Raw genomic sequence first — 21,051 nt, 5'->3', positions numbered from 1 at the left:
ATGACCGACGAAGCATCCACCGAAGCGGAGGCGAACGTAGCGACGTTGCACCAGATCCTCGATCTGCGCAAGCTCGAGTTCACCGCAGCTTCCAGCGAGACGGATTTCTTCATCGGGCACAGCCAGTACAAACCCGATGGTCGGGTGTACGGCGGGCAGGTGCTCGCACAGTGTGTCGTTGCGGCCGCGGCCACGCTCCCCAGCGATCGCCTGATCCATTCGCTCCACGGGTACTTCCTGCGCGCCGGCGATGTCAGCGAACCCATCGAGTTCGGAGTCGAGCGGCTGCGCGACGGCCGTTCGTTCTCTGCCCGCCGCGTCCACGCCTATCAGAAGGGAGCGCCGATTCTGTCGCTGAGCGCTTCCTTCCAGGACGAGCAGTCGGGCCTCAGGCATGCCGAGCAGATGCCGACCGACCTGCCGGCTCCCGAGGACTGCCCGGAGCTGCTCGACTACCTCGGCGACGAAGATTCCCCGCTCGTCAGCGATTGGCTGCGGAAGCGCCCCTTCGAAGTCCGCCCCGTCGAGCCGTCTCTGCACACGTCCGGCACCTCTGATTCTTCGATCACCGAACAGCATTCCTGGTTCCGGACCAGCGCGACTTTCGGTGACGATTCTGTGCTCAACGCCGCTGCCCTGGCCTACGCCAGTGACTTCAATCTGCTTGAACCGGTGCTGCGTCACCACGAACTGACCTGGCGGACTCCTGGTCTGCGAGTGGCCAGCCTCGACCATGCCATGTGGTGGCATCACCGGGTGCGCGTCGACGAGTGGATGCTCTATGTCCAGGAGTCCCCTGCCGCGCAGGGCGGACGCGGGCTCGGCTACGGGCGCATCTTCGCTCAGGACGGAACCCTGCTGGCTACTGTGGCCCAAGAAGGCATGGTCCGGGTCAAGGAGGTTCAGTGACAAGTCAGGACCCGACGATGATGGACATCATCGGCACCATCCTCAGCCGGCTGGTGAACGTAGCGCTGTTCCTCGTCATCGGTCTGCTCAGCCTCGTCGCGTTCATGGGACGCACCGATCTGCATACGGCGGTCTGCGGGCTGCTGGCCGTCGTCTGCGGAATCATCGGGACGATCCTCGTGCGTCTCCTGTTCAGAGGGATCGCGCGCCTCGGCGGTCTCACCAGCCGTTCAGAGGACTGATATCCGAAACACCACGGACACAGAGATGCCCCGGTCGGAATGACCGGGGCATCGCCTGTGGGAACGCAGGGTCGGAGCCGATACGGCTCAGACCGGACTGAGATCAGTCGCGAGTGAGTCGGCGGTGCGTGACTCGGTGCGGACGGGCCGCATCTTCGTCGAGTCGTTCGACCTTGTTCTTCTCGTAGGCCTCGAAGTTGCCTTCGAACCAGTACCAGTTCGCCGGGTTCTCCTCAGTGCCTTCCCAGGCGAGGATGTGCGTGGCCACGCGGTCGAGGAACCAACGATCGTGCGAGACGACCACGGCACAGCCGGGGAACTCGAGCAGAGCGTTCTCCAGGGAGCCCAGGGTCTCGACGTCGAGGTCGTTCGTCGGCTCATCGAGCAGGAGCAGGTTTCCGCCCTGTTTGAGGGTGAGCGCGAGGTTGAGGCGGTTGCGTTCACCACCGGAGAGGACTCCGGCCTTCTTCTGCTGGTCCGGCCCCTTGAATCCGAACGCGGAGACATAGGCACGAGACGGCATCTCGACCTTGCCGACCTGGATGAAGTCGAGTCCGTCGGAGACGACTTCCCAGAGGTTCTTGTCCGGATCGATTCCGCCGCGCGACTGATCCACATAGGAGATCTTCACGGTGTCGCCGACCTTGAGGTTTCCTCCGTCGAGCTCTTCCATGCCGACGATGGTCTTGAACAGGGTCGACTTGCCGACGCCGTTGGGACCGATGACGCCGACGATGCCGTTGCGCGGCAGGGAGAAGCTCAGTCCGTCGATGAGCTTGCGCCCATCGAAGCCCTTTTCGATCTTGTCCGCTTCGATGACGACATCGCCGAGGCGAGGGCCGGCGGGAATCTGGATCTCTTCGAAGTCGAGCTTCTGCGTCTTCTCCGCTTCGGCTGCCATCTCCTCATAGCGAGCCAGACGGGCCTTCGACTTCGTCTGCTTCGCCTTCGGATTCGAACGGACCCATTCGAGTTCGTCCTTGAGGCGCTTGGCCAGCTTCGCGTCCTTCTTGCCCTGGACCTGCAGGCGCTCCTGCTTCTTCTCGAGGTAGGTCGAGTAGTTGCCCTCGTAGGGGTAGAGGTGACCGCGGTCGACTTCGGCGATCCATTCGGCCACGTGGTCGAGGAAGTACCTATCGTGCGTGATCGCGATGACGGCGCCGGGGTAGCTCTGCAGGTGCTGCTCGAGCCACAGCACCGATTCTGCGTCGAGGTGGTTGGTCGGCTCGTCGAGGAGCAGCAGGTCGGGCTTCTCGAGCAGGAGCTTGCACAGTGCCACGCGGCGGCGTTCACCACCGGAGAGGACGGAGACCTCTGCGTCCGGCGGCGGGCAGCGCAGCGCATCCATCGCCTGTTCGAGCTGGGAGTCGAGGTCCCAAGCATCAGCGGCGTCGATGGCCTCCTGCAGCTTGCCCATTTCGTCCATCAGAGCGTCGAAGTCGGCATCGGGGTTCGCCATCTCCTCGGAGATGGCGTTGAAGCGGTCGAGCTTCGCCTTGATCTCGCCGACGCCTTCTTCGACGTTGCCGAGAACGGTCTTCTCTTCGTTCAGGGGCGGTTCCTGCATGAGGATGCCCACTGAGTATCCGGGGCTGAGTCGAGCTTCGCCGTTGGAAGGCTGCTCGATTCCTGCCATGATCTTCAGGATCGTAGATTTGCCGGCGCCGTTGGGGCCGACCATACCGATCTTCGCTCCGGGGTAGAACGACATCGATACATCGTCGAGGATGACTTTGTCACCGTGCGCTTTGCGCGCCTTGTGCATGGTGTAGATGAATTCGGCCATAGTGCTCTCAGGCTATCGGTTCGGCGCACTCCAGCGCTACTTGACGCTCGGCGTCCGCCGGGGATGTTGAGCGTCGACTGAGGTGCGCGGTCGCCCGCAGCAGTCGGCTCAGCCCCCGCCGAGTGACGGGGCTTCTCCTGAGGTGTCTCCCTCGCTCGAGGTCTCACCGGATCCGCCTTCGCTCGAAGCCTCTCCAGATGTGCCCTCGCCGGACGTCCCGGCGGTGCCCTCAGAGCTGTCGGCGCTTTCGGATCCTTCGGAACCCGCGGTCCCCTCCGATCCCCCGGTGCTCGTCGATTCGGAGCCGTTTTCACTCGGCGCGGGACTCTCGGTCTCACCGTCTTTGCCGTTGATGTCCTCGCCGGGCATGTGGCCGGCACCGTTGGAGTCGCCGTCTTCGTCGCGCTTCTCACCCTTGGGTGCCTTGACGCCCTCCGGCCGTTCGACTTCGCCGAACAGGCAGGAGCCCGTCGATTCCGTGGGCTCGACGAGGTCGGCAGTGGCTTTCCCTTTTCGTATCTCTCCGACGACGCAGCCTTTGTCGGTTTTGACCCCGAACATCTTCGAAGGGACCTCATTGCCCAGCGGCGATTCGTCGATCGTCGCCTCGAGCTGCTCAGGCTCATATCCGGCGTCGAGCATCGTTGAGAAGAACTTCTTCGTCGACGGCACCGACTCCTTGTCGCCGGTCAGGGGTTTGAGTGCTTTGAGCACTTTGTCGACTTCGGCGACGGGCTTCGCCTGGGTCTGCTTCGGCTGGGGCTGAGAGTCATCGGCTCCGAAGCCGAAGAGTGAACAGCCCGACAATGCCAGAGTCAGTGCTGCAGCACCCAGCACAGGAACGAGACGCATCTACAACCTCGGCGAGAGGGGACGATTGACAGTCTCACTCTAGCGGATCACACGTGCCGAGCGCGGCAGCGAGACGACGCCGAAGCGAAGAATCCACGCTCAGAACGGGGCCGCGGCTTTTGCGGTGTCGCGCGCGATCGGGTCCTCTTCGCCGCTGGCGTCGATGTCGGTTCCGGCACTGCCCCCGGATTCGACGCCGGTGTCGCGGCCGGCGGTACCGGTCTCGTCGGTGGCGCGGTCGTCATCCGAATCAGTGTGCGCAGCGCTGTCCGGTCCAGTGGCTGTGAGCCCCGCAGCCTCACCGGCCCCAACATCGTCTCCTGATGGAGTTTCCATCGGAGCCAAAGCACCCCAGATCGCTTCGCTCGGCCCTGATGACTCAGTGTTCGTCTGGCCGGAACTCGACTGAGAGCGGTCAGTTGCCTTGGCTCGTTTGTAGTGAGCGGTACCGTATCTCAGATCGGGTCCGATATGCTCCGCGACCACCGTCGGCGAGATTCCGCTCCGCTCCTCGGTGGCCCATTCTCGGTTTCGCAAGCTGCCCGACACGATCACCGCTGCTCCGGTGCTCAGCGACATCGCGGAATTGCTGGCCAGTTCGCCGTAGCAGTCGACTCCGAACCACGAGGTGCCGTCGGTGACGAACTCTCCTGTGCTCTTGTCGACTCTCCAGTGATTGACAGCGAGCCGGAAAGAGGCACAGGCTCGCCCGGACGGCAGCGTGCGCGCGGTCGGCTCTGTGGCGATGGTGCCGGTGAGGGTGATCGGGATTGCGGACATCGGTGTCTCCAAATCGGTGTGATCGAACCATACGGTCATCTGCGTCCGCATGGAGCTCCAGTCAGCCCGATCAGTCGGTCCGATGTCCAGGGACAGGAAATGCCCTGTGGACAGCAGTTCTGTGTCCACAGGGCATTGCGGTCCGAGTCGCGCACTCAGGTGTGTTCGAGTCGGACAGATGCGTCCGAGTCTCAGCCGAGCATCTCGTATGCCTGTCGGTGCTCTCCGATGACGGTCTTCACCGGATTGAGGTACGAGCTCTGGGCGACGCGGCCGACTGCGTCTCGCAGCTTGCCGTCGACCTCGGCGGCCGCCTCTTTGGCGCCTTTGGCCCGCGCGGACTTCGCCACCAGCGAGGTCACGAACGAACCGATCACGCCGATCACGAACAGTCCGAAGCTGACGATCCAGCACCACGTCGGCAGAGTGCCCGAGCCGATGGCGGCGACGAGCGCGGAGGCGATGATGCCGAGGAGACCGACGATCGACGCGACGAAGAAGACGATCTGCAGGGTGTGGGCCAACGACCACCAGCCAGGACTCTGGCGAGTGATCTCCACAGCTGTGACGGCCGAGTCGAGGTTATCGGACAGTTCGTCCGTGCTCTTCTTCTCGGCTTCTGCAGCTTCGTTCTGCCAGGCCTGCGGCATTGTCGATACGGATTCCGCGATGAGTTCGTGGGCCATGAGCCGTACATGTGAGCTCTGGGCCTTCGTCGTCGCCGGCACCGAGGCCCGGACGAGTTCGTCCCGGTCCTGACCGTGCTTGGCGCCCAGGGGATCGGGCGCATTGCGCTGAGCCCACGCGAGTACGGGATACCCGGTTTTGCGATAGGCGCGGCGGATGTAGTCATCGTGGACGGTCTGTGCCACGGCTTCGACACCGGCGGCTTCCGACATCGTTTCGGCCAACCGTGATGCGCCCGCCAGTTCGTCCGGAGAGGACACCGGTTCGCCGAGTTCCCTGCGGATCCGCTTTGCCATCGCCTGCATATCCGCCAGCAGCCTTTCGGCCGCGGCGTCGTTCGAATCGACGGTGTCGGCAAGGATGCTGCGGATCTCCGGGATGCCCTCTCGTGTCACTGCCGAGGAGATGCGCACATTCGTCTCGCTCAGCCCATCCTCGTTGAGCAGCTGGCGGAGATGATCGGCTGCGGCCTTCTGCTCCTCCGGGCTGAGTTTGTCGATCTGATTGAGGACGACGACCATGTTTGCGCTGTTCTCGGCGAGTTTGGTCAGGTACTCCGAGTGCAGCGAGAAATCGGCATACTTCTGCGGGTCGACGACCCAGAACACGACGTCGACGAGACCTACCAGGCGATCTGATTCGATACGGTGTTCGACCGCCGTGGAGTCGTGGTCGGGCAGGTCGAGGAGGATCAGTCCGTGCAGACGCCTCTGATCGTCTCCGTCGAGTGCCGATTCGCGCCAGGTACGGCTGCGTTCGGGCACGTGCAGCCAGTCGAGGACATCGTTGCCGCCCTCGCCCCAGACACATGCGGTCGGTCGAGAGGTCGTCGGCCGGCGGACGCCCACGCGGGCGATCTCGAGACCGGCAACCGCATTGAACAGTGAGGACTTGCCGGATCCGGTGGAGCCGGCGAAGGCCACAACGGTGAAGTCCTCGCCCAGGCCCAGGCGATCCTCTGCCCGATCCAGTAGATTCTGCGCATCGGTGCGCACGTCACTGGCGAGCTTGTCCTCGCTCAGTGACAGCGCGTGTCGGATGCCTTCGGCCAAGCTCCGAATCTCGGTCTGTGCTGAACTGTTCACAATGCCACCTCAAGTCGTTCACCGGAGGCGCGCAGGGCGCCTGCTTGCCGCGCCGGTACCGCGGATAGTCTCAGTGCGTTATCGAAAGGGGTGCGGCAGTCCGCGACGATTCCCGCAGCGGCATCGAGGAAGCGCTGGCGGACGGAGGAGATGAGCCCGGCCGCTTCGTCGGCTCCGAAGATCGTCTCCGCGAGGTTGAGTGCGACACCGGCTCCCTGCTGAGTGCTCTGCCCGGCACCGCGGGTGCGTCGCGGATCCCAGAAGGCCGCGTATTCGACGACGGCGCAGACGCCGGCAACCCCGAAGGAGAGAATTCGAGCCTTCGACTTCTTGCCCTGACCGATATCGCGAACGAGCGCATTGACTTCGTCGGACCAGGTGCTCACGGCGGACTTCACTGCGTCCTCGAGCCCTCCCCCGACCGTGCGGAGCTCAGGCTGGTCTTCGATGAGCGCTGCGCCGGCCGCAGTATTTCGCCACTCGGCATTCACCTCATCGACCACGTCGATGGCCTGTTCGCGCAGGGAGACGGCCGCGCTGCGCAGAATCGCCACATGCAGTGGTGTGGCAGCGTCGTGCTTTCCGGTCACCGCCGCAGAGATGCGATCGCGCATCCGAGCCATCGTCGGTTCCAGGCCGCGGAACAGCTGTCCGGTGCCCACGAAGTCCTGCCAGCGGGCATTGACCTCTCCGTGCAGCACCCGACCGTCGGAGAAGACCTCCGCGAGTCCGGATTGAGCGGATCGGAAACTCTTCTCCAACGAATCGGCCAGGGTGATGTGTGCCTGTTCCTGTTTTTCGGCGAAGTCGGCGAGCTCGCGGACTCGTGCCGGCAGGGCAGAGATCGCACCGGTGAGCGTGCGATTTCGGATGCGTTCGAGAGAGGTGCCCTCGGTGCCGACCTGAGAGATCCACGAGCGAATCGGATAGATCGCGGCATGAGGGAGCAGTCCGTCTTCGAGTTCGAGCTCGGCGACGGAGAAGATCGGGGAATTCGCCAGGCCCGTTTCGGAGAGGAGACTGGAGAGATGATGCCTGACTTCGCGGTTGGCCTCGGGTGGAACCCGGTCGAGGACGATGGCCACAGAGGTGCTGCGTGCCGCGGCCGTCTTCAGCAGTGCCCACGGCGCGGCATCGGCATACCGATTCGCCGTCGTCACGAAGAGCCACAGATCGGCACTGAGCAGCACTCTGCGGGAGAGCGCACGGTTCGTCTCGGAGATGGAGTCGATATCGGGACAGTCAAGGATGGCCGTGCCCGCTTCGACGTTCTCATCGGCGATGAGAACGACTCCGGGCATGCTCGACTGCGGGTCGGAGCTGCGCGGCAGGTCGGGCAGGTAGTGCTCCGACTCGAAGAACTTGGCATCGACGGGGTTGAAGATGACGACCGGATTGCCCGTCGTCGGTCGACGCACTCCGGCGGGGCTGACGCTGCGACCCACGAGGGAGTTGACCAGTGTCGATTTGCCTGCGCCGGTCGATCCGCCCACGGCGATGAGGAACGGAGTCCGCGAGCGGTTGATCCGCGGCAGCACGTAGTCGTTGAGCTCCGCGGTCAGTGTCGAGTGTGCTGTCCGAGCGTCGGCGAAGTCCTCGCTGCGCAGGGTGAAGCGCGTCTCCGAGACTCGCTTGACGATATCGTTCAACGCTTGGCCGACCGGCGGCGTTACGGCGCTCTTGCTCTCAGTCATCACGCCTCCACTCTCTATGTTTTCCCAGCTCGGCACCAACTGCCACGCCGTATCGGCGCGGAATTGCTCCGCACCGACGCCGATCGACCGGACCTGCGGGATCGGCAGATGCGAGCATGAGAAGCGCCCCCGGCGGGGCTCGAACCCGCGACCTACCGCTTAGAAGGCGGTTGCTCTATCCGACTGAGCTACGGAGGCTCAAATATCGTAACCGATGCCCGGATGAGAACAGAAAGCGGCCCTGGTCCGGCGCGACTGGTTCAGTCGCCGCCGCAGACCAAGGCCGTTGTGCCGCCGGAGCAGCCCGGCGTGAGATTCTCAGTAGTGACGGGCCGCGTTCTCCATCGACTTGCGCACTGTCACGAAGGACACCGCGACCACTCCCGCCATCGCAAGGATGACTGCGACGGCTTCGATGCCGAAGGCGAAGTCGACGATGATCGGGAAGAATCCTGCGAGCATGAAGCCCAGCAACGCGACAAGCGTGAGTGCCGTGGCAACAGAGAAGAGCTTTGCACCATTCATTGTCTGCCTCCTTCGATCGATGCATCCGATGGAAAAAGACTAACGCCAGATGAGACTCACGTCACTGAAAATTTCAGAAGAATTCGTCTCAGGCTTCGCTTCGAGCGTCGATCGCCTTCTCCAGGCGTTCGAGTTTGCCGTCGATCTCGCCGGCATAGCCCGGCCTGATATCGGCCTTGACCACCAGTGATACCCGAGTGCCGAACTCACCGACAGCCTCGGTGGCTTCCTTGATGACGGCGAAGACTTCGTCCCATTCGCCTTCGATGGTCGTGAACATCGAGTCCGTCCGGTGGGGCAGACCGGAGTTGCGGACGATCTCGACAGCCGCTGCCACGGCGCCGTGGACCGATGCGTCGGCCCCTTCTCCCCCCGCTGGGGGCGACTGAGAATGCTGCGAGCATGGTGATGGTCCCTTCTATCCCGAGTGGTGGGGAGCCGATCGGCTCCCCACCGTCTCAACTGTCTGATTCGAGTCGAACGCCTCGATCAGGCCTGCGCAGGGACTGACACGATGAGCGAATCACCCTGCCCACCGCCTCCGCAGAGCGCGGCGATGCCCGTGCCGCCGCCTCGGCGCTGGAGTTCGAGGGCAAGAGTGAGGACGACCCGAGCTCCCGAGGCGCCGATCGGGTGACCCAGTGCGACGGCGCCTCCGTTGACGTTGACCTTGTCTTCGTCGATATCGAGGTCCTTGGCGCTGGCCAGACCGACCGCGGCGAAGGCTTCGTTGATCTCATAGAGATCGAAGGAATCGGCCGCGACGCCTTCGCGCTCGGCAGCAGCCTTGATGGCCTGTGAGGGCTGGTGCTGGAGAGTCGAGTCCGGTCCGGCGGTCCATGCATGCGACCGGATCTCGGCGAGGATCGGAGCACCCAGCTCTTCGGCCTTCTCGCGTGACATGACGACGACGGCGCAGGCTCCGTCGGAGATCTGCGAAGCGTTGCCGGCGGTGATCGTTCCGTCCTTGCGGAACGACGGGCGCAGCTTGGACAGGGACTCGGCTGTCGTGTCCGGACGCACCCCCTCGTCGGCGGAGACGGTGACATCGCCCTTGCGCGAGCTGATGGTCACGGGGACGATCTCGTTCTCGAAGGCCCCGCCTTCCTGCGCGGCGGCAGCCCGCTGATGCGAACGAGCGGAGAACGCGTCCTGCTCGGCGCGGGAGAATTCGCGATCACCGGCGTTGGCTTCCTCGGTCAGGCCGCCCATGGCCTGGTCGGTGAAAGCATCCCAGAGGCCGTCGTAGTCCATATGGTCCTTGGCGACCACATCGCCGTACTTGTACCCCGAACGCGACTTCATGAGCATGTGCGGAGCCTGGCTCATCGATTCCTGACCTCCGGCCACGACGACCTCGTACTCACCGGCCCGGATCAGCTGGGCCGCCTGGGTGATCGTGTTGATTCCCGACAGGCACAGCTTGTTGACCGAGACGGCCGGAACGGACATGGGGATGCCGGCCTTGGCCGCAGCCTGACGGCCGGGACCCTGACTGTTGCCGGCCTGCAGAACCTGGCCCATGATGACGTACTCGACGTCAGAGCCCTGAATTCCGGCACGATCGAGTGCGCCGGAGATGGCTTCGGCGCCGAGCTCGACGGCACTGAGTTTCGACAGCTCTCCCTGCAGCCGCCCGAACGGTGTGCGTGCTCCGGCGACGATCACTGCATCAGCCATATTTCCTCCTCGGATATCCGCGCCCGGACTCGTGACCCGGCACGTATGCATTTCGACATCCACCAGCCTAGTCGAGGCCCATGTGGCCTGCATCACGGGGTCCGTCCGACGGCGGTCGCAGACCATGTCCACACTCTCGCATTCGGATCCAACACTCATGGAGTCTCCGTTAGAGTAGGACGAGGACAGCCTAAGAACACCCCCTTTCCAAGATGACAGGAGTTCGCTTCAGTGACGCCCACCGAAGAATTCCGCACAGCGATGCGCGGCTACGAGAAGAGTGAAGTCGATTCGCGTCTGCAGCAGCTGCGCACCGAGGTCGAGTCGGTCCGCAAGGCCTTGGCCGATGCGCGCAGCCAGGTCATCAATGCGGATCGGGCGAAGCTGCAGATTGCCGGAGAGCTCTCGGAAGCCAAGGCACAGCTGAAGAAGGCTGCCAACGACAACGCAGAGGCCGCCGGGCCTCCCGGAAGCCGCATCGACCACCTGCTCAAGATCGCCGAATCGCAGGCCCGCGAGACCCTGGCTCAGGCCAATTCCGATGCCGAGACGATTCGCAACAAGGCCCGCGCGGAGGCGGCTTCCGCTCGCGCGCGGATGCACACCGAGAGCAACGACACTCTGTCCAATGCACGCTCGGAAGCCGATGCGATCATTTCCTCGGCCGAACTGCGCGCCGAAGAGACGATCAAGGCCGCGGAGAAGCGTGCGGCCGAACTCAGCGCGACTACCGAACGCGAGACCAACCAGGCCAAGGAAGCGAATGCCGCTTCCGCGAAGGAGGCTCGCGAGAGCCTCGATCTCGAGCTCTCCGAGCTGCGGGCAACCGCCGAGAAGGAAGCTGCGGACCTGCGTGCCGAGGCCAAGACCGAAGCAGAAGAGACCATCGCAGCCGCTCAGGCACAGGCCGATGAGCTGCTCAAGTCTGCGAAGGCCCGCGATGAGGCGTCGAAGAAGGCCGGAAACGACTTCGACGTCGAACTCGCGAACAAGCGCAAGGATGCCGAGTCCGAGCGCAAGAAGCGCTACGAAGAGGCTCAGGCAGAGAACAAGAAGCTCGTCGAAGAGGCTCAGGCACGTGCGGCGAAGGCCGACACCGAGGCCAAGGAAGCTGCCGAACGTGCGGAGCAGACCCGCACCGATGCAGTGAAGAAAGCCGACGAGATCATCGCCGACGGCAAGTCCCGTGCCCAGACGCTCATCTCCGAGGCTCGGGCCACCGCCGAGGCGACCATCGAGGAGTCCGCGGCAGAGGCCAAGCGCAATGTCGCCTCCGCACAGTCGCAGGTCGATCTGCTCACGAAGCAGCGCAAGACGATCACCGCTCAGCTCGATCAGCTCCGTTCGCTGTTCGCCATGCCCGGAGTCATGGGCGGCGACTCAGTGGATCCGGCGAAGGCCGAATCGGCTTCTCACGCCACCGAGCAGATCGCCGACGGCCAGGAACTCGAAGACCTGCTCGCCGACGACGCTTCGGACGCGGCGAAAGCCGACGATTCGGCGAAGTCGAGCGACGACGCGAAGTCGACCGATGGCTCAGCGTCGACCGGCTCCGAGGATGCCGCGACGAAGGGCGGATCGGCCGAGTCCACGGGCGCGAAGTCGACCGGACCGGCGAAGAAGGATGCTTCCGGCGCCCAGGACAGCGGGTCCGCGAAGACGTCCGCTCAGTCGGCCGACGGTTCGACATCGACACCTGGCTCGAAGACCGATTCGGGGTCGAATACCGGCTCCGACGATGATGCCGAGAACACGGCGGGTGAGGACCTGCCGAATGGTGCCACCGACGAGGACACCATCTCGATCAATGCGCAGGTCTCCGGCTCGAAGCAGAACAACTCGAAGACCTCACGCTCGCGCAACTCGCTGCGCTGAGGCCGGCTGATTCGCTCGGCTGAGGCCGACTGAGACGACAATGACGAAGGGACCCGCTGGTGCGGGTCCCTTCGTCGTTGACAGCTTCGGAGCTCGGTCGGCTGCGACCATTCATTCGAGCACCCTCGGACAGTCTGTTCTCACCGGAAGCGATCGAAACAGCGCTGGTGCCAGTGCCTTCTGCTCTCGACACCGATCTCTATTCCGTGCGGGGCGTCCTGCCGCCACGCGACGACATGGCTCGAGGCCGCAGTGACGTCACGTCCGCAGCCCGGGCAGACATAGACCTTGCCGGTTTCGTTGCCCTTCACGGTCTGCACAGACCAGGTTCCGTCCGGCAGCGAACGGCTGGTCCTCATGCCTGATACGGAGTCGGACAGATGGCGGGGAGCCTGCTGCCATTTGTTCTTGCGACGCGAGGATGAAGATCGTGGCATTGAGCCATTGTCTCACGTAGGCTGAAGCGCGTGCGTCTAGTCATAGCCCAATGCTCCGTTGATTATGCCGGTCGTCTGACCGCCCACCTTCCGATGGCCACCCGCCTCATCATGCTCAAGTCCGACGGCTCGGTGCTCATCCATTCCGACGGCGGTTCCTATAAGCCGCTCAACTGGATGACTCCCCCGTGCACGGTTCGTCATATCGAACCTGATGCCGAGCGGGCAGAAGCCGGTCTCACCGAACTGTGGGAGGTCTCCCAGACGAAGACGGGCGACCGTCTCGTCATCTCCATCGCCGAGGTGCTCTCTGACGACACCTATGAGTTCGGTGTCGATCCCGGACTGGTCAAGGACGGGGTCGAAGCGCATCTGCAGGAGCTGCTCGCCGAGCACATCGAGACCCTCGGTGAAGGGTATAGTCTGGTTCGTCGCGAATACATGACGGCGATCGGTCCCGTCGACATCTTGGCTCGGGACGACGGACAGAAGTCGGTGGCCGTGGAGATCAAGCGTCGTGGCGATATCGATGGTGTCGAACAGCTCACCCGCTATCTCGAACTGATGAATCGCGATCCCCTTCTCAGCCCTGTTGAGGGAGTCTTCGCAGCTCAGGAGATCAAACCGCAGGCACGCACTCTTGCTGAGGACCGCGGCATACGCTGCGTCGTCCTCGACTACGATGCACTGCGCGGAATGGACGACCCCGAGACACGCCTCTTCTGACCGCCTGCGGTCGATCGGCTACCTAACCACCTGGCGCATCGCTCAAATCGGCCAGCGTTCATCGATCCTCCGCCCACCCGGGCTACCTCGTTCAAGCCGGCCAGCGTTCATCGATCCTCTGCCCACCCGGGAGTCTTCAATCAAGGCCACCAGCGTCTATCGAGCCGTCTACCGATCGATAGACGTTGTACGCCTTGATCGCGCATGAGAATTGGCCTCAGCTCCGGCTCCGGTCGTCCATGATCAGGCGTCGTCGCACCGCTTCACCGATGCGCAGAAAAAGGTCGGCGGAGAACAGATCGCTCCACCGGATGCGGAAGACTAACCAACCCTCGTTCCGCAGCGCGTACTCCCGTCGCCGTTCACGCTCGAATGTCTCCTGCGGATCCGATCCCTCGAGATGGTACTTTCCTGCTCCGTCGAATTCTGCGATGACCTTCGCCCGCTCATTGGCGAAGTCGGTCCGGCCCAGGTGTATGCCGTTCTCGTCCCGGACTTCAATCTGCGGCTCGAAACCGGGCACCGAATACTCGACGAACCGCACCGCACAGATCGACTCAGCCACGCTCTCTCGACGCGCGTCGACATTCTCGAGCGCGTTGACGATCTTCCGAGTGCCTGTGCGCACTGGATGAGACACGCTATAGGAGCGCAGCTCATCGACAGTCACGGCTGAACTGCGCACAGCTGAATCAAGCACAGCGACGGAGAACGCGAGCGGATAGTCCCGAGCGATGTCGAGCAGCGTCTGCACGACCGTGGTCACGGGAAGCCCTTCGATGATCTCCTGCGCAGCAAAATCACGGCTGCGTCGTCTGACGAGCATATTCGCAAGCCGCACACCGCTGTGGGGACTCACCGATTCGGCAAATACGTCACCAGGATCAATATAGGGAACCGGAAGGCCATGAACGATGAGGGCGCTGCGGTGAGAGAACACCGCATCCGGAGGCAGGCGATCAACATACGACCTGACGAGGATCCTCAGATCCTCCAAACGCCTGCGAAGGCCTGTCGAATCCTTTGGCAGGGTAGTTGACGGGGCTGTTGCGATTGCACTGACGAAATTGTGGGACGGGTCAGAGCATTCCACGGTGACCACGTATCTGCCGCGTTCCAGTCTTCTCAGACAGCATCGTTCGGCAGCTTTGATCGGATGACGGTCCCACCCGGCTGCGAGCAGTGCGGCCGTCGACAGACAAACATACATGCCTTCAAGCATGAGCGACGAGAGGCAGGAGCAACAGGCTGAGAAATCGGCCTGTGGACAACTCGCAACTCGACCTCACAGGCCGTTGCAAACTGAGGATCATGTGGCAGACGGGACTTCCTGCTCACCCTCACATACGCCGACGCACCCCAGCATGATCACAGCGCCGCTCACTCCGCTGCGACCGCAATGCGAGTTGTGCCGTCGCAGTGCCCCCAGCGCACCAGGTCCACCGACGAAAAGCCTGCCGTCATCAACCCCCGATCAAGGGGAGACGCGGATTTCGGCCCGTGCACCTATGGACGGACGAGGGCTGGCTTGAACGAGTGAGGGGACCATGGACACTCGAGAGAACAATTGAACGAGAGAGGTGGCTTCGGATAGATGAGGAAATCTAGGGGACTTCCTGTTTCGGAGAACTAGTCGAAGCTGAGGACGTCTCGCTTCTCGACTCGTTCGATGTCGACGCCGAGCGAGCGAAGATTCTCGACGAAGTTCTCATAACCGCGCTCGATGTGATCGATTCCCGACACTTCGGTCACTCCCCCGGCACGCAGCGCGGCCATGACCAAGCCCGCACCGGCCCGGATGTCGGAGGCCTCCACTTCGGCACCTGAGAGACTCTCGCTGCCGGTGACCAGCGCATGGTTGCCGTCGATGCGGACCTTCGCACCGAGGCGGGCGATCTCCTGCACGAAGCGCCAGCGTGCTTCGAACAGATTCTCCGACAGCAGCCCGATTCCGTCCGAGACCGAGTTCAGAGCGATGACGAACGGCTGCAGGTCGGTCGGGAATCCCGGGAACGGCATGGTTGCGACCCGGATGGCATGTGGTCGCGCAGCGCCGATCACACGGAAGCCCTTTCCGCGGGTCCCGTCACCGAGGCTGATCTCTCCGAGGTCTTCGACCGTCGCTCCGGAATCACGCAGCTTCGTCCCGATGTTCGGCATGATGTCGAGCCCGACTCCGCGCACGGTCACTTCTCCAGCGCTCAATGCGGCGCCGAAGGCGAAAGTGCCGGCGACGATGCGATCGCCGACGGTTCGGTGGGTGACCGGCTGCAGAGACTCGACACCTGTGATCGTGAGGTCGGAGGTGCCGATGCCTTCGATCTGCGCTCCCATCTCGACGAGCATCGTGCAGATGTCGACGATCTCGGGTTCGCGCGCAGCATTGGCGATGGTCGTGGTGCCATGAGCGAGCGTCGCCGCCATGACGAGATTCTCCGTGGCGCCCACGGAGGGGAATTCGAGGACGATTTCGGTGCCGCGCAGCCCGTCAGGAGCCTCGGCGACAAAGTAGCCGTGGTCGAGATGGACGACGGCGCCCAGGGCTTCGAGCCCGGCCTGGTGCATGTCGAGTCCGCGGGAGCCGATGGCGTCACCGCCGGGAAGAGCCACATGAGCGGCCCGCATCCGTGCGGTCAGCGGTCCGAGGACGGAGATCGAGGCCCGCATAGCGCGGACGAGTTCGTAGTCGGCCTGGATGCCGACTTCTGCTGGGACGTCGATGCTCACGATGCCCTCGGTGGCATCGTAGTCGACCTCGCAGCCGAGGCGGACGAGCAGCTCCACCATGATCCGCACGTCGAGGATAGCCGGGACATTCGTGATGGTGGTGCGTCCCACGGCCAGCAGACTAACGGCCATGAGTTTGAGGACGCTGTTCTTGGCGCCTCTGACATCGATGGTTCCCGCCAACTGTGCGGGCCCGGTCAAGCGGAAGACATCCATTAAGTGAAACGTCCCATCGTCGGATTGAAGCCAGGAGGTGAGGATTCGAGCCACGAAGCCATCGTGGACAGGGATTCGGTGTCCATCGCCAGGGACACGGAACGCGGTCGACCGTCCGCCTTGCCGTAGGAGCAGTCGACGACGACTGCCTCTGGCAGAACTGAGTACTGCTCCCCCGAGGTGGGTTTGCGCCGCACCAGGATATCGAGATCCGCGCGCGGCAGTCGGAACGCTGCCCGCCGGGTCAGAGCGAAGACGGGGTACCAGTCCAAGGACGTGACCGAGAAGACGGCCACACCCAAACGCCAACGTGGGCGAGAAGAATACTCCTCGCCCACGTTGATGGAACAGTCAAAGGCACCCGAGAGCTTCGAGATCGACCTGCGTCGGATCGTGACGACCACGATCAGAGCAAGCGCGAGTCCTACCAACGAGAGCAGAACGATCAGCAGGACAGAAGGGTTCACGGTTGCCAGTGTAACCTGCGGATCAGAGAAGTTCGGCCTGATCAGCGGCAATGATCACACGGTTGTTCTCCACCGAGAGGAATCCACCATCGGCTTTGACCCTGATGGTGTCCTCTCCGGGGGTGAGAATCCGCGCTTCGCCGTCGGCGACGACACCCAGCACGGGCTCATGGCCCGGCAGGATGCCGATCTCGCCGTCGAGGGTACGGGCGATGACGCGCTTGGCCTCACCGGCCCATACCTCGCGATCAGCAGCCACGACATTCACTTCGAGTGTCGCCATGGCTTACTTCTGCATCTCTTCGTAGTTGCGCATGACATCGTCAAGACCGCCGACGTTGAAGAATGCCTGCTCAGGGATGTGGTCGACTTCGCCGGAGCAGATCTTCGAGAAGCCTTCGATCGTGTCGGCCAGCGGCACGGTCGAACCGGGAACCTGAGTGAACTTCTCGGCGGTGTAGGTGTTCTGCGAGAGGAACTGCTCGATGCGACGTGCACGGTGAACGACGAGCTTGTCCTCTTCACCGAGTTCGTCGACACCGAGGATGGCGATGATGTCCTGCAGTTCCTTGTTCTTCTGCAGAATCGCCTTAACTTCGTTGGCCACGCGGTAGTGCTCGTCACCGACGATCAGAGGATCGAGGATGCGCGAGGACGATGCGAGCGGGTCGATCGCCGGGTACAGACCGCGCGAGGCGATGTCACGGCTGAGTTCCGTGGTCGCGTCGAGGTGGGCGAAGGTCGTCGCCGGAGCCGGGTCGGTGTAGTCATCGGCGGGAACGTAGATCGCCTGCATCGACGTGATCGAGTGACCACGCGTCGAGGTGATGCGCTCCTGTAGCAGACCCATCTCGTCAGCCAGGTTGGGCTGGTAGCCCACGGCGGAGGGCATGCGACCCAGCAGGGTCGAGACCTCGGAACCGGCCTGGGTGAAGCGGAAGATGTTGTCGATGAACAGCAGCACGTCCTGGTTCTGGACATCGCGGAAGTACTCCGCCATGGTCAGCGCCGACAGCGCCACGCGCAGACGGGTGCCTGGGGGCTCGTCCATCTGGCCGAACACCAACGCGGTGTCCTTGAACACGCCTGCCTCATCCATTTCCCATGATGAGGTCGTTGCCCTCACGGGTCCGCTCGCCCACACCGGCGAACACCGAGGTGCCCGAGTGGTTGTGCGCGATACGGAAGATCATCTCCTGGATGAGGACGGTCTTGCCGACACCGGCGCCACCGAACAGACCGATCTTTCCACCCTGAACATAGGGGGTCAGGAGGTCGATGCTCTTGATGCCGACTTCGAGGATCTCGGTCTTGGACTCGAGTTCGTCGAAGGCCGGAGCCTGACGGTGGATGGGCCACCGCTCAGAGATCTCCAGCTCCTCGCCGTCGGCGAGGTTGAGGCAGTCACCGGTGGTGTTCCACACGTGGTGCTTGGTCACGTCTCCGACGGGAACGGAGATCGGTGCGCCGGTGTCGACGACTTCCTGGCCGCGGACGAGTCCGTCGGTGGGCTGCAGCGACACGGCGCGGACGAGCCCGTTGCCCAGGTGCAGTGCGACCTCGAAGGTCAGCTTCCTGGTTCCCTCGGAGAGGTCCACTGACGTGGTCAGTGCGTTGTAGATCTGGGGCACGGAGTCGAGCGGGAACTCGATGTCGACAACCGGGCCGATGACTCGGGAAATCCGGCCGAGGGCAGTGCCCTGTGCCGGAGAGGTTTCCGTTGCTGTGGCAGTCATGGTCTCTTTCTCTCTGCTCTCGCCGGTCAGTCGCCGGCTGCCGATGCCGCGAGGGCATCCGCCCCACCGACGATCTCGGTGAGTTCCTGGGTGATTTCCGCCTGGCGAGCCGTGTTGGCCAACCGGGTGTAGGTCTTGATGAGATCATCCGCGTTGTCCGTGGCCGTCTTCATCGCTGCCTGACGTGATGCCTGCTCCGAGGCCGAAGCGCTCAGCAGGGCCGACAGGATGCGCGAATCGATGTACCGCGGCAGCAGTGCGTCGAGGACAGCCTCTGCACTCGGTTCAAACTCATAGAGAGGGAACGCGGATGCATCGGTCGAACCTGCGGACTGTCCGCCTGTCGTCGCCTCATCGGCGTCGACGACCTCCAGCGGCAGCAGTCTCCGGTATTCCGGATCGTGTGTGACGCTCGAGACGAACTTCGTGAACACGATGTAGATCTCATCGACACCCGAGTTCTCGGCCTCCGGATCGAAGTTCTCCAACAGCGCTTCGCCGATCTCGCGGGCGACCTCAGCCGTCGGATTCTCGGAGATTCCTGTCCAAGACTTCTCGATCTTGCGATCGCGGAAGGTGTAGTAGTTCTTGGCCTTGCCTCCGACCGTAAAGAGCTCCACCTGCTTGCCTTCGCCCTTCAGGAGCCGAACGAGCTCCTCGGCCTCACGCAGCAGGTTCGCCGAGTAGGCACCGGCGAAGCCGCGGTCCGGACCGATCACGAGCACTGCGGCTCGCTTGACGTTGTCCGACTCGGTGGTGAGCACGTGGTCGACGTTCGACTCGCTGGCCACCGCCGACACGGCCCGGGTGAGGGCGTTCGCGTACGGGCTGGCGGCCTGCGAGCGGGCAATGGCCTTCTGGATCCGCGAAGCAGCGATGAGCTCCATCGCCTTGAAGATCTTCCTCAAGGACTGAGTCGAGCGGATCTTCTGTTTGAAGACCCTCTGCTGGGCTCCCATCAGTTCTTCCTTTCGCCGTTACGGAACAGGTTCAACGCTTCTGCCGAACGATCTGCTCCTGCTCGACCTCGTCAGAGGACGCGGCTGCGGTGTCTTCGCTGCCGGCCTTCGACCCGCTCTGGTCCGAGCTGGCGAAGTTCTGCGTGAACTCGGCCAGGACGCTCTTCAGCTCTTCGGTCGTATCATCGTCGAGCTTGAGCGTCTCACGGATGGTCGTGAAGATGCCGGTCTTGCGCTCGATGTGATCGTGCAGTTCGGTCTCGAAGCGGAGCACATCGTCGACCGGGATCTCGTCGAGGTAGCCGTTGGTTCCGGCGAAGATCGACACGGTCTGCTTCTCGAACGGCATCGGAGCGTACTGACCTTGCTTGAGCAGTTCGGTCAGGCGCGCACCGCGGGCCAGATCGCGCTTGGTCGCATCGTCGAGGTCGGATGCGAACATCGCGAATGCCTCGAGCGAACGGTACTGAGCCAGCGAGATCTTCAGCGTGCCCGAGACTCCCTTGAGAGCCTTCGTCTGAGCGGCACCACCGACTCGAGACACGGACACACCGACGTCGACAGCGGGACGCTGACCGGCGTTGAACAGATCGGACTGCAGGAAGATCTGACCGTCGGTGATCGAGATGACGTTGGTCGGAATGAACGCGCCGACGTCGTTCGCCTTCGTCTCGATGATCGGCAGACCGGTCATCGAACCGCCGCCGAGCTCATCGGAGAGCTTCGCGCAGCGTTCCAGCAGACGCGAGTGCAGGTAGAAGACGTCACCGGGGTATGCTTCACGGCCCGGCGGACGACGCAGCAACAGAGACACGGCGCGGTAGGCCTCAGCCTGCTTCGACAGGTCGTCGAACACGATGAGGACGTGCTTGCCGTCGTACATCCAGTGCTGACCGATGGCGGAACCGGAGTAAGGAGCCAGGTACTTGAAGCCTGCGGGGTCCGAGGCGGGCGAGGACACGATGGTCGTGTACTCCAGCGCACCGGCCTCTTCCAGCGAACGGCGGACGCCGGCGATGGTCGAGCCCTTCTGGCCGACGGCCACGTAGATGCAGCGCACCTGCTTCTTCGGGTCTCCGGTCTCCCAGTTGGCTTTCTGGTTGATGATCGTATCGATCGCCAGAGCGGTCTTACCGGTCTTGCGGTCACCGATGACCAGCTGACGCTGTCCACGGCCGACCGGGATCATCGCGTCGATGCTCTTGTAGCCGGTCTGGAGGGGCTCGCGCACTTCCTGGCGGTCCATGACGCCGGCGGCCTGGAGCTCGAGCTCACGACGACCGACGGTCTCGATGTCGCCGAGGCCGTCGACGGGGCGACCCAGCGGATCGACGACACGGCCGAGGTAGCCGTCGCCGACCGGAATCGAGAGGACCTCGCCGGTGCGGTACACGTTCTGTTCTTCGGCGATTCCGGAGAACTCACCGAGGATGACGACGCCGATCTCGCGTTCGTCGAGGTTCTGCGCCAGGCCCAGGGTGCCGTCTTCGAACCGCAGGAGTTCGTTGGCCATGGTGCCGGGCAGTCCCGAAACGTGAGCGATACCGTCACCAGCGGTGACGACCTTGCCGACCTCGGTCTTTTCCGAGCTCGCGGGGTTGTACGAGTCAACGAACTTCCCGAGAGCGTCCCGGATCTCTTCCGGGCGAATTGTCAGTTCCGCCATCT

Annotated in this window: 18 protein-coding genes, 1 tRNA gene and 2 pseudogenes; 4 read left to right on the top strand and 17 right to left on the bottom strand. The window is 63.4% G+C overall.

The annotated features are described in order from the left end of the window. Both GUY30_RS07640 and GUY30_RS07635 read left to right on the top strand, forming a co-directional pair. Complete coding sequence (locus tag GUY30_RS07640; RefSeq protein WP_167195805.1) at nt 1–909, top strand: acyl-CoA thioesterase; 909 nt, start codon at nt 1–3, stop codon at nt 907–909. Further along, nucleotides 906–1,151 carry a hypothetical protein gene (locus tag GUY30_RS07635; protein ID WP_228281801.1) on the top strand — a complete coding sequence of 82 codons (246 nt, stop codon included), beginning with the start codon at nt 906–908 and terminating at the stop codon, nt 1,149–1,151. The genes GUY30_RS07640 and GUY30_RS07635 overlap by 4 nt, the downstream gene beginning before the upstream one ends. A gap of 103 nt (nt 1,152–1,254) precedes the next feature. On the opposite strand, the gene ettA is transcribed toward GUY30_RS07635, so the two are convergent. The 9 genes and pseudogenes from ettA to GUY30_RS07590 form a co-directional block, all read right to left on the bottom strand. Next, a complete protein-coding gene (gene ettA, locus GUY30_RS07630) occupies nt 1,255–2,937 on the bottom strand; it encodes an energy-dependent translational throttle protein EttA (RefSeq protein ID WP_167195802.1) in 1,683 nt (560 codons plus the stop codon). Between the two features lie 108 nt (nt 2,938–3,045). Further along, nucleotides 3,046–3,789 (bottom strand): DUF6993 domain-containing protein, encoded by a 744-nt coding sequence (locus GUY30_RS07625; protein WP_167195799.1) that lies wholly within the window; start codon nt 3,787–3,789, stop codon nt 3,046–3,048. A gap of 99 nt (nt 3,790–3,888) precedes the next feature. Continuing rightward, nucleotides 3,889–4,569: a single-stranded DNA-binding protein gene (locus tag GUY30_RS07620; RefSeq protein WP_167195796.1), complete on the bottom strand. Its 681-nt coding sequence runs from the start codon at nt 4,567–4,569 to the stop codon at nt 3,889–3,891. Between the two features lie 191 nt (nt 4,570–4,760). Further along, nucleotides 4,761–6,341 (bottom strand): GTPase, encoded by a 1,581-nt coding sequence (locus GUY30_RS07615; RefSeq protein WP_167195793.1) that lies wholly within the window; start codon nt 6,339–6,341, stop codon nt 4,761–4,763. Continuing rightward, on the bottom strand, nt 6,338–8,035 hold the full coding sequence (locus tag GUY30_RS07610; RefSeq protein WP_167195790.1) for a dynamin family protein: 1,698 nt from the start codon (nt 8,033–8,035) through the stop codon (nt 6,338–6,340). Before GUY30_RS07610 ends, GUY30_RS07615 begins: the two co-directional genes overlap by 4 nt. A 124-nt stretch (nt 8,036–8,159) precedes the next feature. Further along, nucleotides 8,160–8,233 (bottom strand) — tRNA-Arg (locus tag GUY30_RS07605). 120 nt (nt 8,234–8,353) lie between these two features. After that, nucleotides 8,354–8,560 carry a hypothetical protein gene (locus tag GUY30_RS07600; RefSeq protein WP_167195787.1) on the bottom strand — a complete coding sequence of 69 codons (207 nt, stop codon included), beginning with the start codon at nt 8,558–8,560 and terminating at the stop codon, nt 8,354–8,356. 88 nt (nt 8,561–8,648) lie between these two features. Beyond that, a pseudogene (locus GUY30_RS07595) lies at nt 8,649–8,964 on the bottom strand (thiamine-binding protein). Between the two features lie 85 nt (nt 8,965–9,049). Further along, nucleotides 9,050–10,240, bottom strand: a complete 1,191-nt coding sequence (locus GUY30_RS07590; protein WP_167195784.1) for an acetyl-CoA C-acetyltransferase — start codon at nt 10,238–10,240, stop codon at nt 9,050–9,052. 231 nt (nt 10,241–10,471) lie between these two features. Between GUY30_RS07590 and GUY30_RS07585 the strand changes: the two genes are divergently transcribed. Then, entirely contained in the window at nt 10,472–12,115 is a 1,644-nt protein-coding gene (locus tag GUY30_RS07585; RefSeq protein ID WP_167195782.1) for a coiled-coil domain-containing protein, read from the top strand. Between the two features lie 140 nt (nt 12,116–12,255). Here GUY30_RS07585 and GUY30_RS07580 read toward each other — a convergent pair whose 3' ends face one another. After that, the gene (locus GUY30_RS07580) at nt 12,256–12,552 is read right to left on the bottom strand and encodes an Rv1322 family protein (RefSeq protein WP_228281800.1); all 297 of its coding nucleotides are present in this window, start codon (nt 12,550–12,552) and stop codon (nt 12,256–12,258) included. Nucleotides 12,553–12,582: 30 nt separating this feature from the next. Between GUY30_RS07580 and nucS the strand changes: the two genes are divergently transcribed. Continuing rightward, nucleotides 12,583–13,278 carry an endonuclease NucS gene (nucS, locus tag GUY30_RS07575; RefSeq protein WP_167195779.1) on the top strand — a complete coding sequence of 232 codons (696 nt, stop codon included), beginning with the start codon at nt 12,583–12,585 and terminating at the stop codon, nt 13,276–13,278. 217 nt (nt 13,279–13,495) lie between these two features. Here the strand turns inward: nucS and GUY30_RS07570 are convergent, their stop codons facing one another. From GUY30_RS07570 to atpA, 7 genes and pseudogenes are all read right to left on the bottom strand, one after another. Beyond that, nucleotides 13,496–14,500 (bottom strand): hypothetical protein, encoded by a 1,005-nt coding sequence (locus GUY30_RS07570; protein WP_167195776.1) that lies wholly within the window; start codon nt 14,498–14,500, stop codon nt 13,496–13,498. A 407-nt stretch (nt 14,501–14,907) separates the two neighbouring features. Beyond that, entirely contained in the window at nt 14,908–16,221 is a 1,314-nt protein-coding gene (gene murA / locus GUY30_RS07565; protein ID WP_167195773.1) for a UDP-N-acetylglucosamine 1-carboxyvinyltransferase, read from the bottom strand. Next, the gene (locus GUY30_RS07560) at nt 16,221–16,688 is read right to left on the bottom strand and encodes a DUF2550 domain-containing protein (protein ID WP_025776910.1); all 468 of its coding nucleotides are present in this window, start codon (nt 16,686–16,688) and stop codon (nt 16,221–16,223) included. The genes murA and GUY30_RS07560 overlap by 1 nt, the downstream gene beginning before the upstream one ends. 22 nt (nt 16,689–16,710) lie before the next feature. Next, entirely contained in the window at nt 16,711–16,971 is a 261-nt protein-coding gene (locus GUY30_RS07555) for a F0F1 ATP synthase subunit epsilon (RefSeq protein WP_025776911.1), read from the bottom strand. 3 nt (nt 16,972–16,974) lie between these two features. Next, nucleotides 16,975–18,424: pseudogene (gene atpD, locus GUY30_RS07550) on the bottom strand (F0F1 ATP synthase subunit beta). A 26-nt stretch (nt 18,425–18,450) separates the two neighbouring features. Next, the gene (locus GUY30_RS07545; protein ID WP_098730992.1) at nt 18,451–19,383 is read right to left on the bottom strand and encodes a F0F1 ATP synthase subunit gamma; all 933 of its coding nucleotides are present in this window, start codon (nt 19,381–19,383) and stop codon (nt 18,451–18,453) included. A gap of 31 nt (nt 19,384–19,414) precedes the next feature. After that, nucleotides 19,415–21,049, bottom strand: coding sequence for a F0F1 ATP synthase subunit alpha (atpA, locus tag GUY30_RS07540; protein ID WP_167195770.1), 1,635 nt, complete (start codon nt 21,047–21,049; stop codon nt 19,415–19,417). Nucleotides 21,050–21,051 lie beyond the last annotated feature (2 nt).

It is taken from the genome of Brevibacterium pigmentatum, assembly GCF_011617465.1.
Classification (GTDB): Bacteria; Actinomycetota; Actinomycetes; order Actinomycetales; family Brevibacteriaceae; genus Brevibacterium; species Brevibacterium pigmentatum.
Note: the sequence above shows the minus strand (reverse complement) of the source record. Positions and strands in the feature narration are given on the sequence as shown.

Coding starts and splice junctions, on each gene's coding strand:
- GUY30_RS07600 (WP_167195787.1), bottom strand. CDS start 8,560: ATGAATGGTGCAAAGCTCTTCTCTGTTGCCACGGCACTCACGCTTGTC.
- GUY30_RS07625 (WP_167195799.1), bottom strand. CDS start 3,789: ATGCGTCTCGTTCCTGTGCTGGGTGCTGCAGCACTGACTCTGGCATTG.
- GUY30_RS07620 (WP_167195796.1), bottom strand. CDS start 4,569: ATGTCCGCAATCCCGATCACCCTCACCGGCACCATCGCCACAGAGCCG.
- GUY30_RS07640 (WP_167195805.1), top strand. CDS start 1: ATGACCGACGAAGCATCCACCGAAGCGGAGGCGAACGTAGCGACGTTG.
- GUY30_RS07610 (WP_167195790.1), bottom strand. CDS start 8,035: ATGACTGAGAGCAAGAGCGCCGTAACGCCGCCGGTCGGCCAAGCGTTG.
- atpA (WP_167195770.1), bottom strand. CDS start 21,049: ATGGCGGAACTGACAATTCGCCCGGAAGAGATCCGGGACGCTCTCGGG.
- murA (WP_167195773.1), bottom strand. CDS start 16,221: ATGGATGTCTTCCGCTTGACCGGGCCCGCACAGTTGGCGGGAACCATC.
- GUY30_RS07570 (WP_167195776.1), bottom strand. CDS start 14,500: ATGCTTGAAGGCATGTATGTTTGTCTGTCGACGGCCGCACTGCTCGCA.
- GUY30_RS07555 (WP_025776911.1), bottom strand. CDS start 16,971: ATGGCGACACTCGAAGTGAATGTCGTGGCTGCTGATCGCGAGGTATGG.
- GUY30_RS07545 (WP_098730992.1), bottom strand. CDS start 19,383: ATGGGAGCCCAGCAGAGGGTCTTCAAACAGAAGATCCGCTCGACTCAG.
- GUY30_RS07590 (WP_167195784.1), bottom strand. CDS start 10,240: ATGGCTGATGCAGTGATCGTCGCCGGAGCACGCACACCGTTCGGGCGG.
- ettA (WP_167195802.1), bottom strand. CDS start 2,937: ATGGCCGAATTCATCTACACCATGCACAAGGCGCGCAAAGCGCACGGT.
- GUY30_RS07580 (WP_228281800.1), bottom strand. CDS start 12,552: ATGCCACGATCTTCATCCTCGCGTCGCAAGAACAAATGGCAGCAGGCT.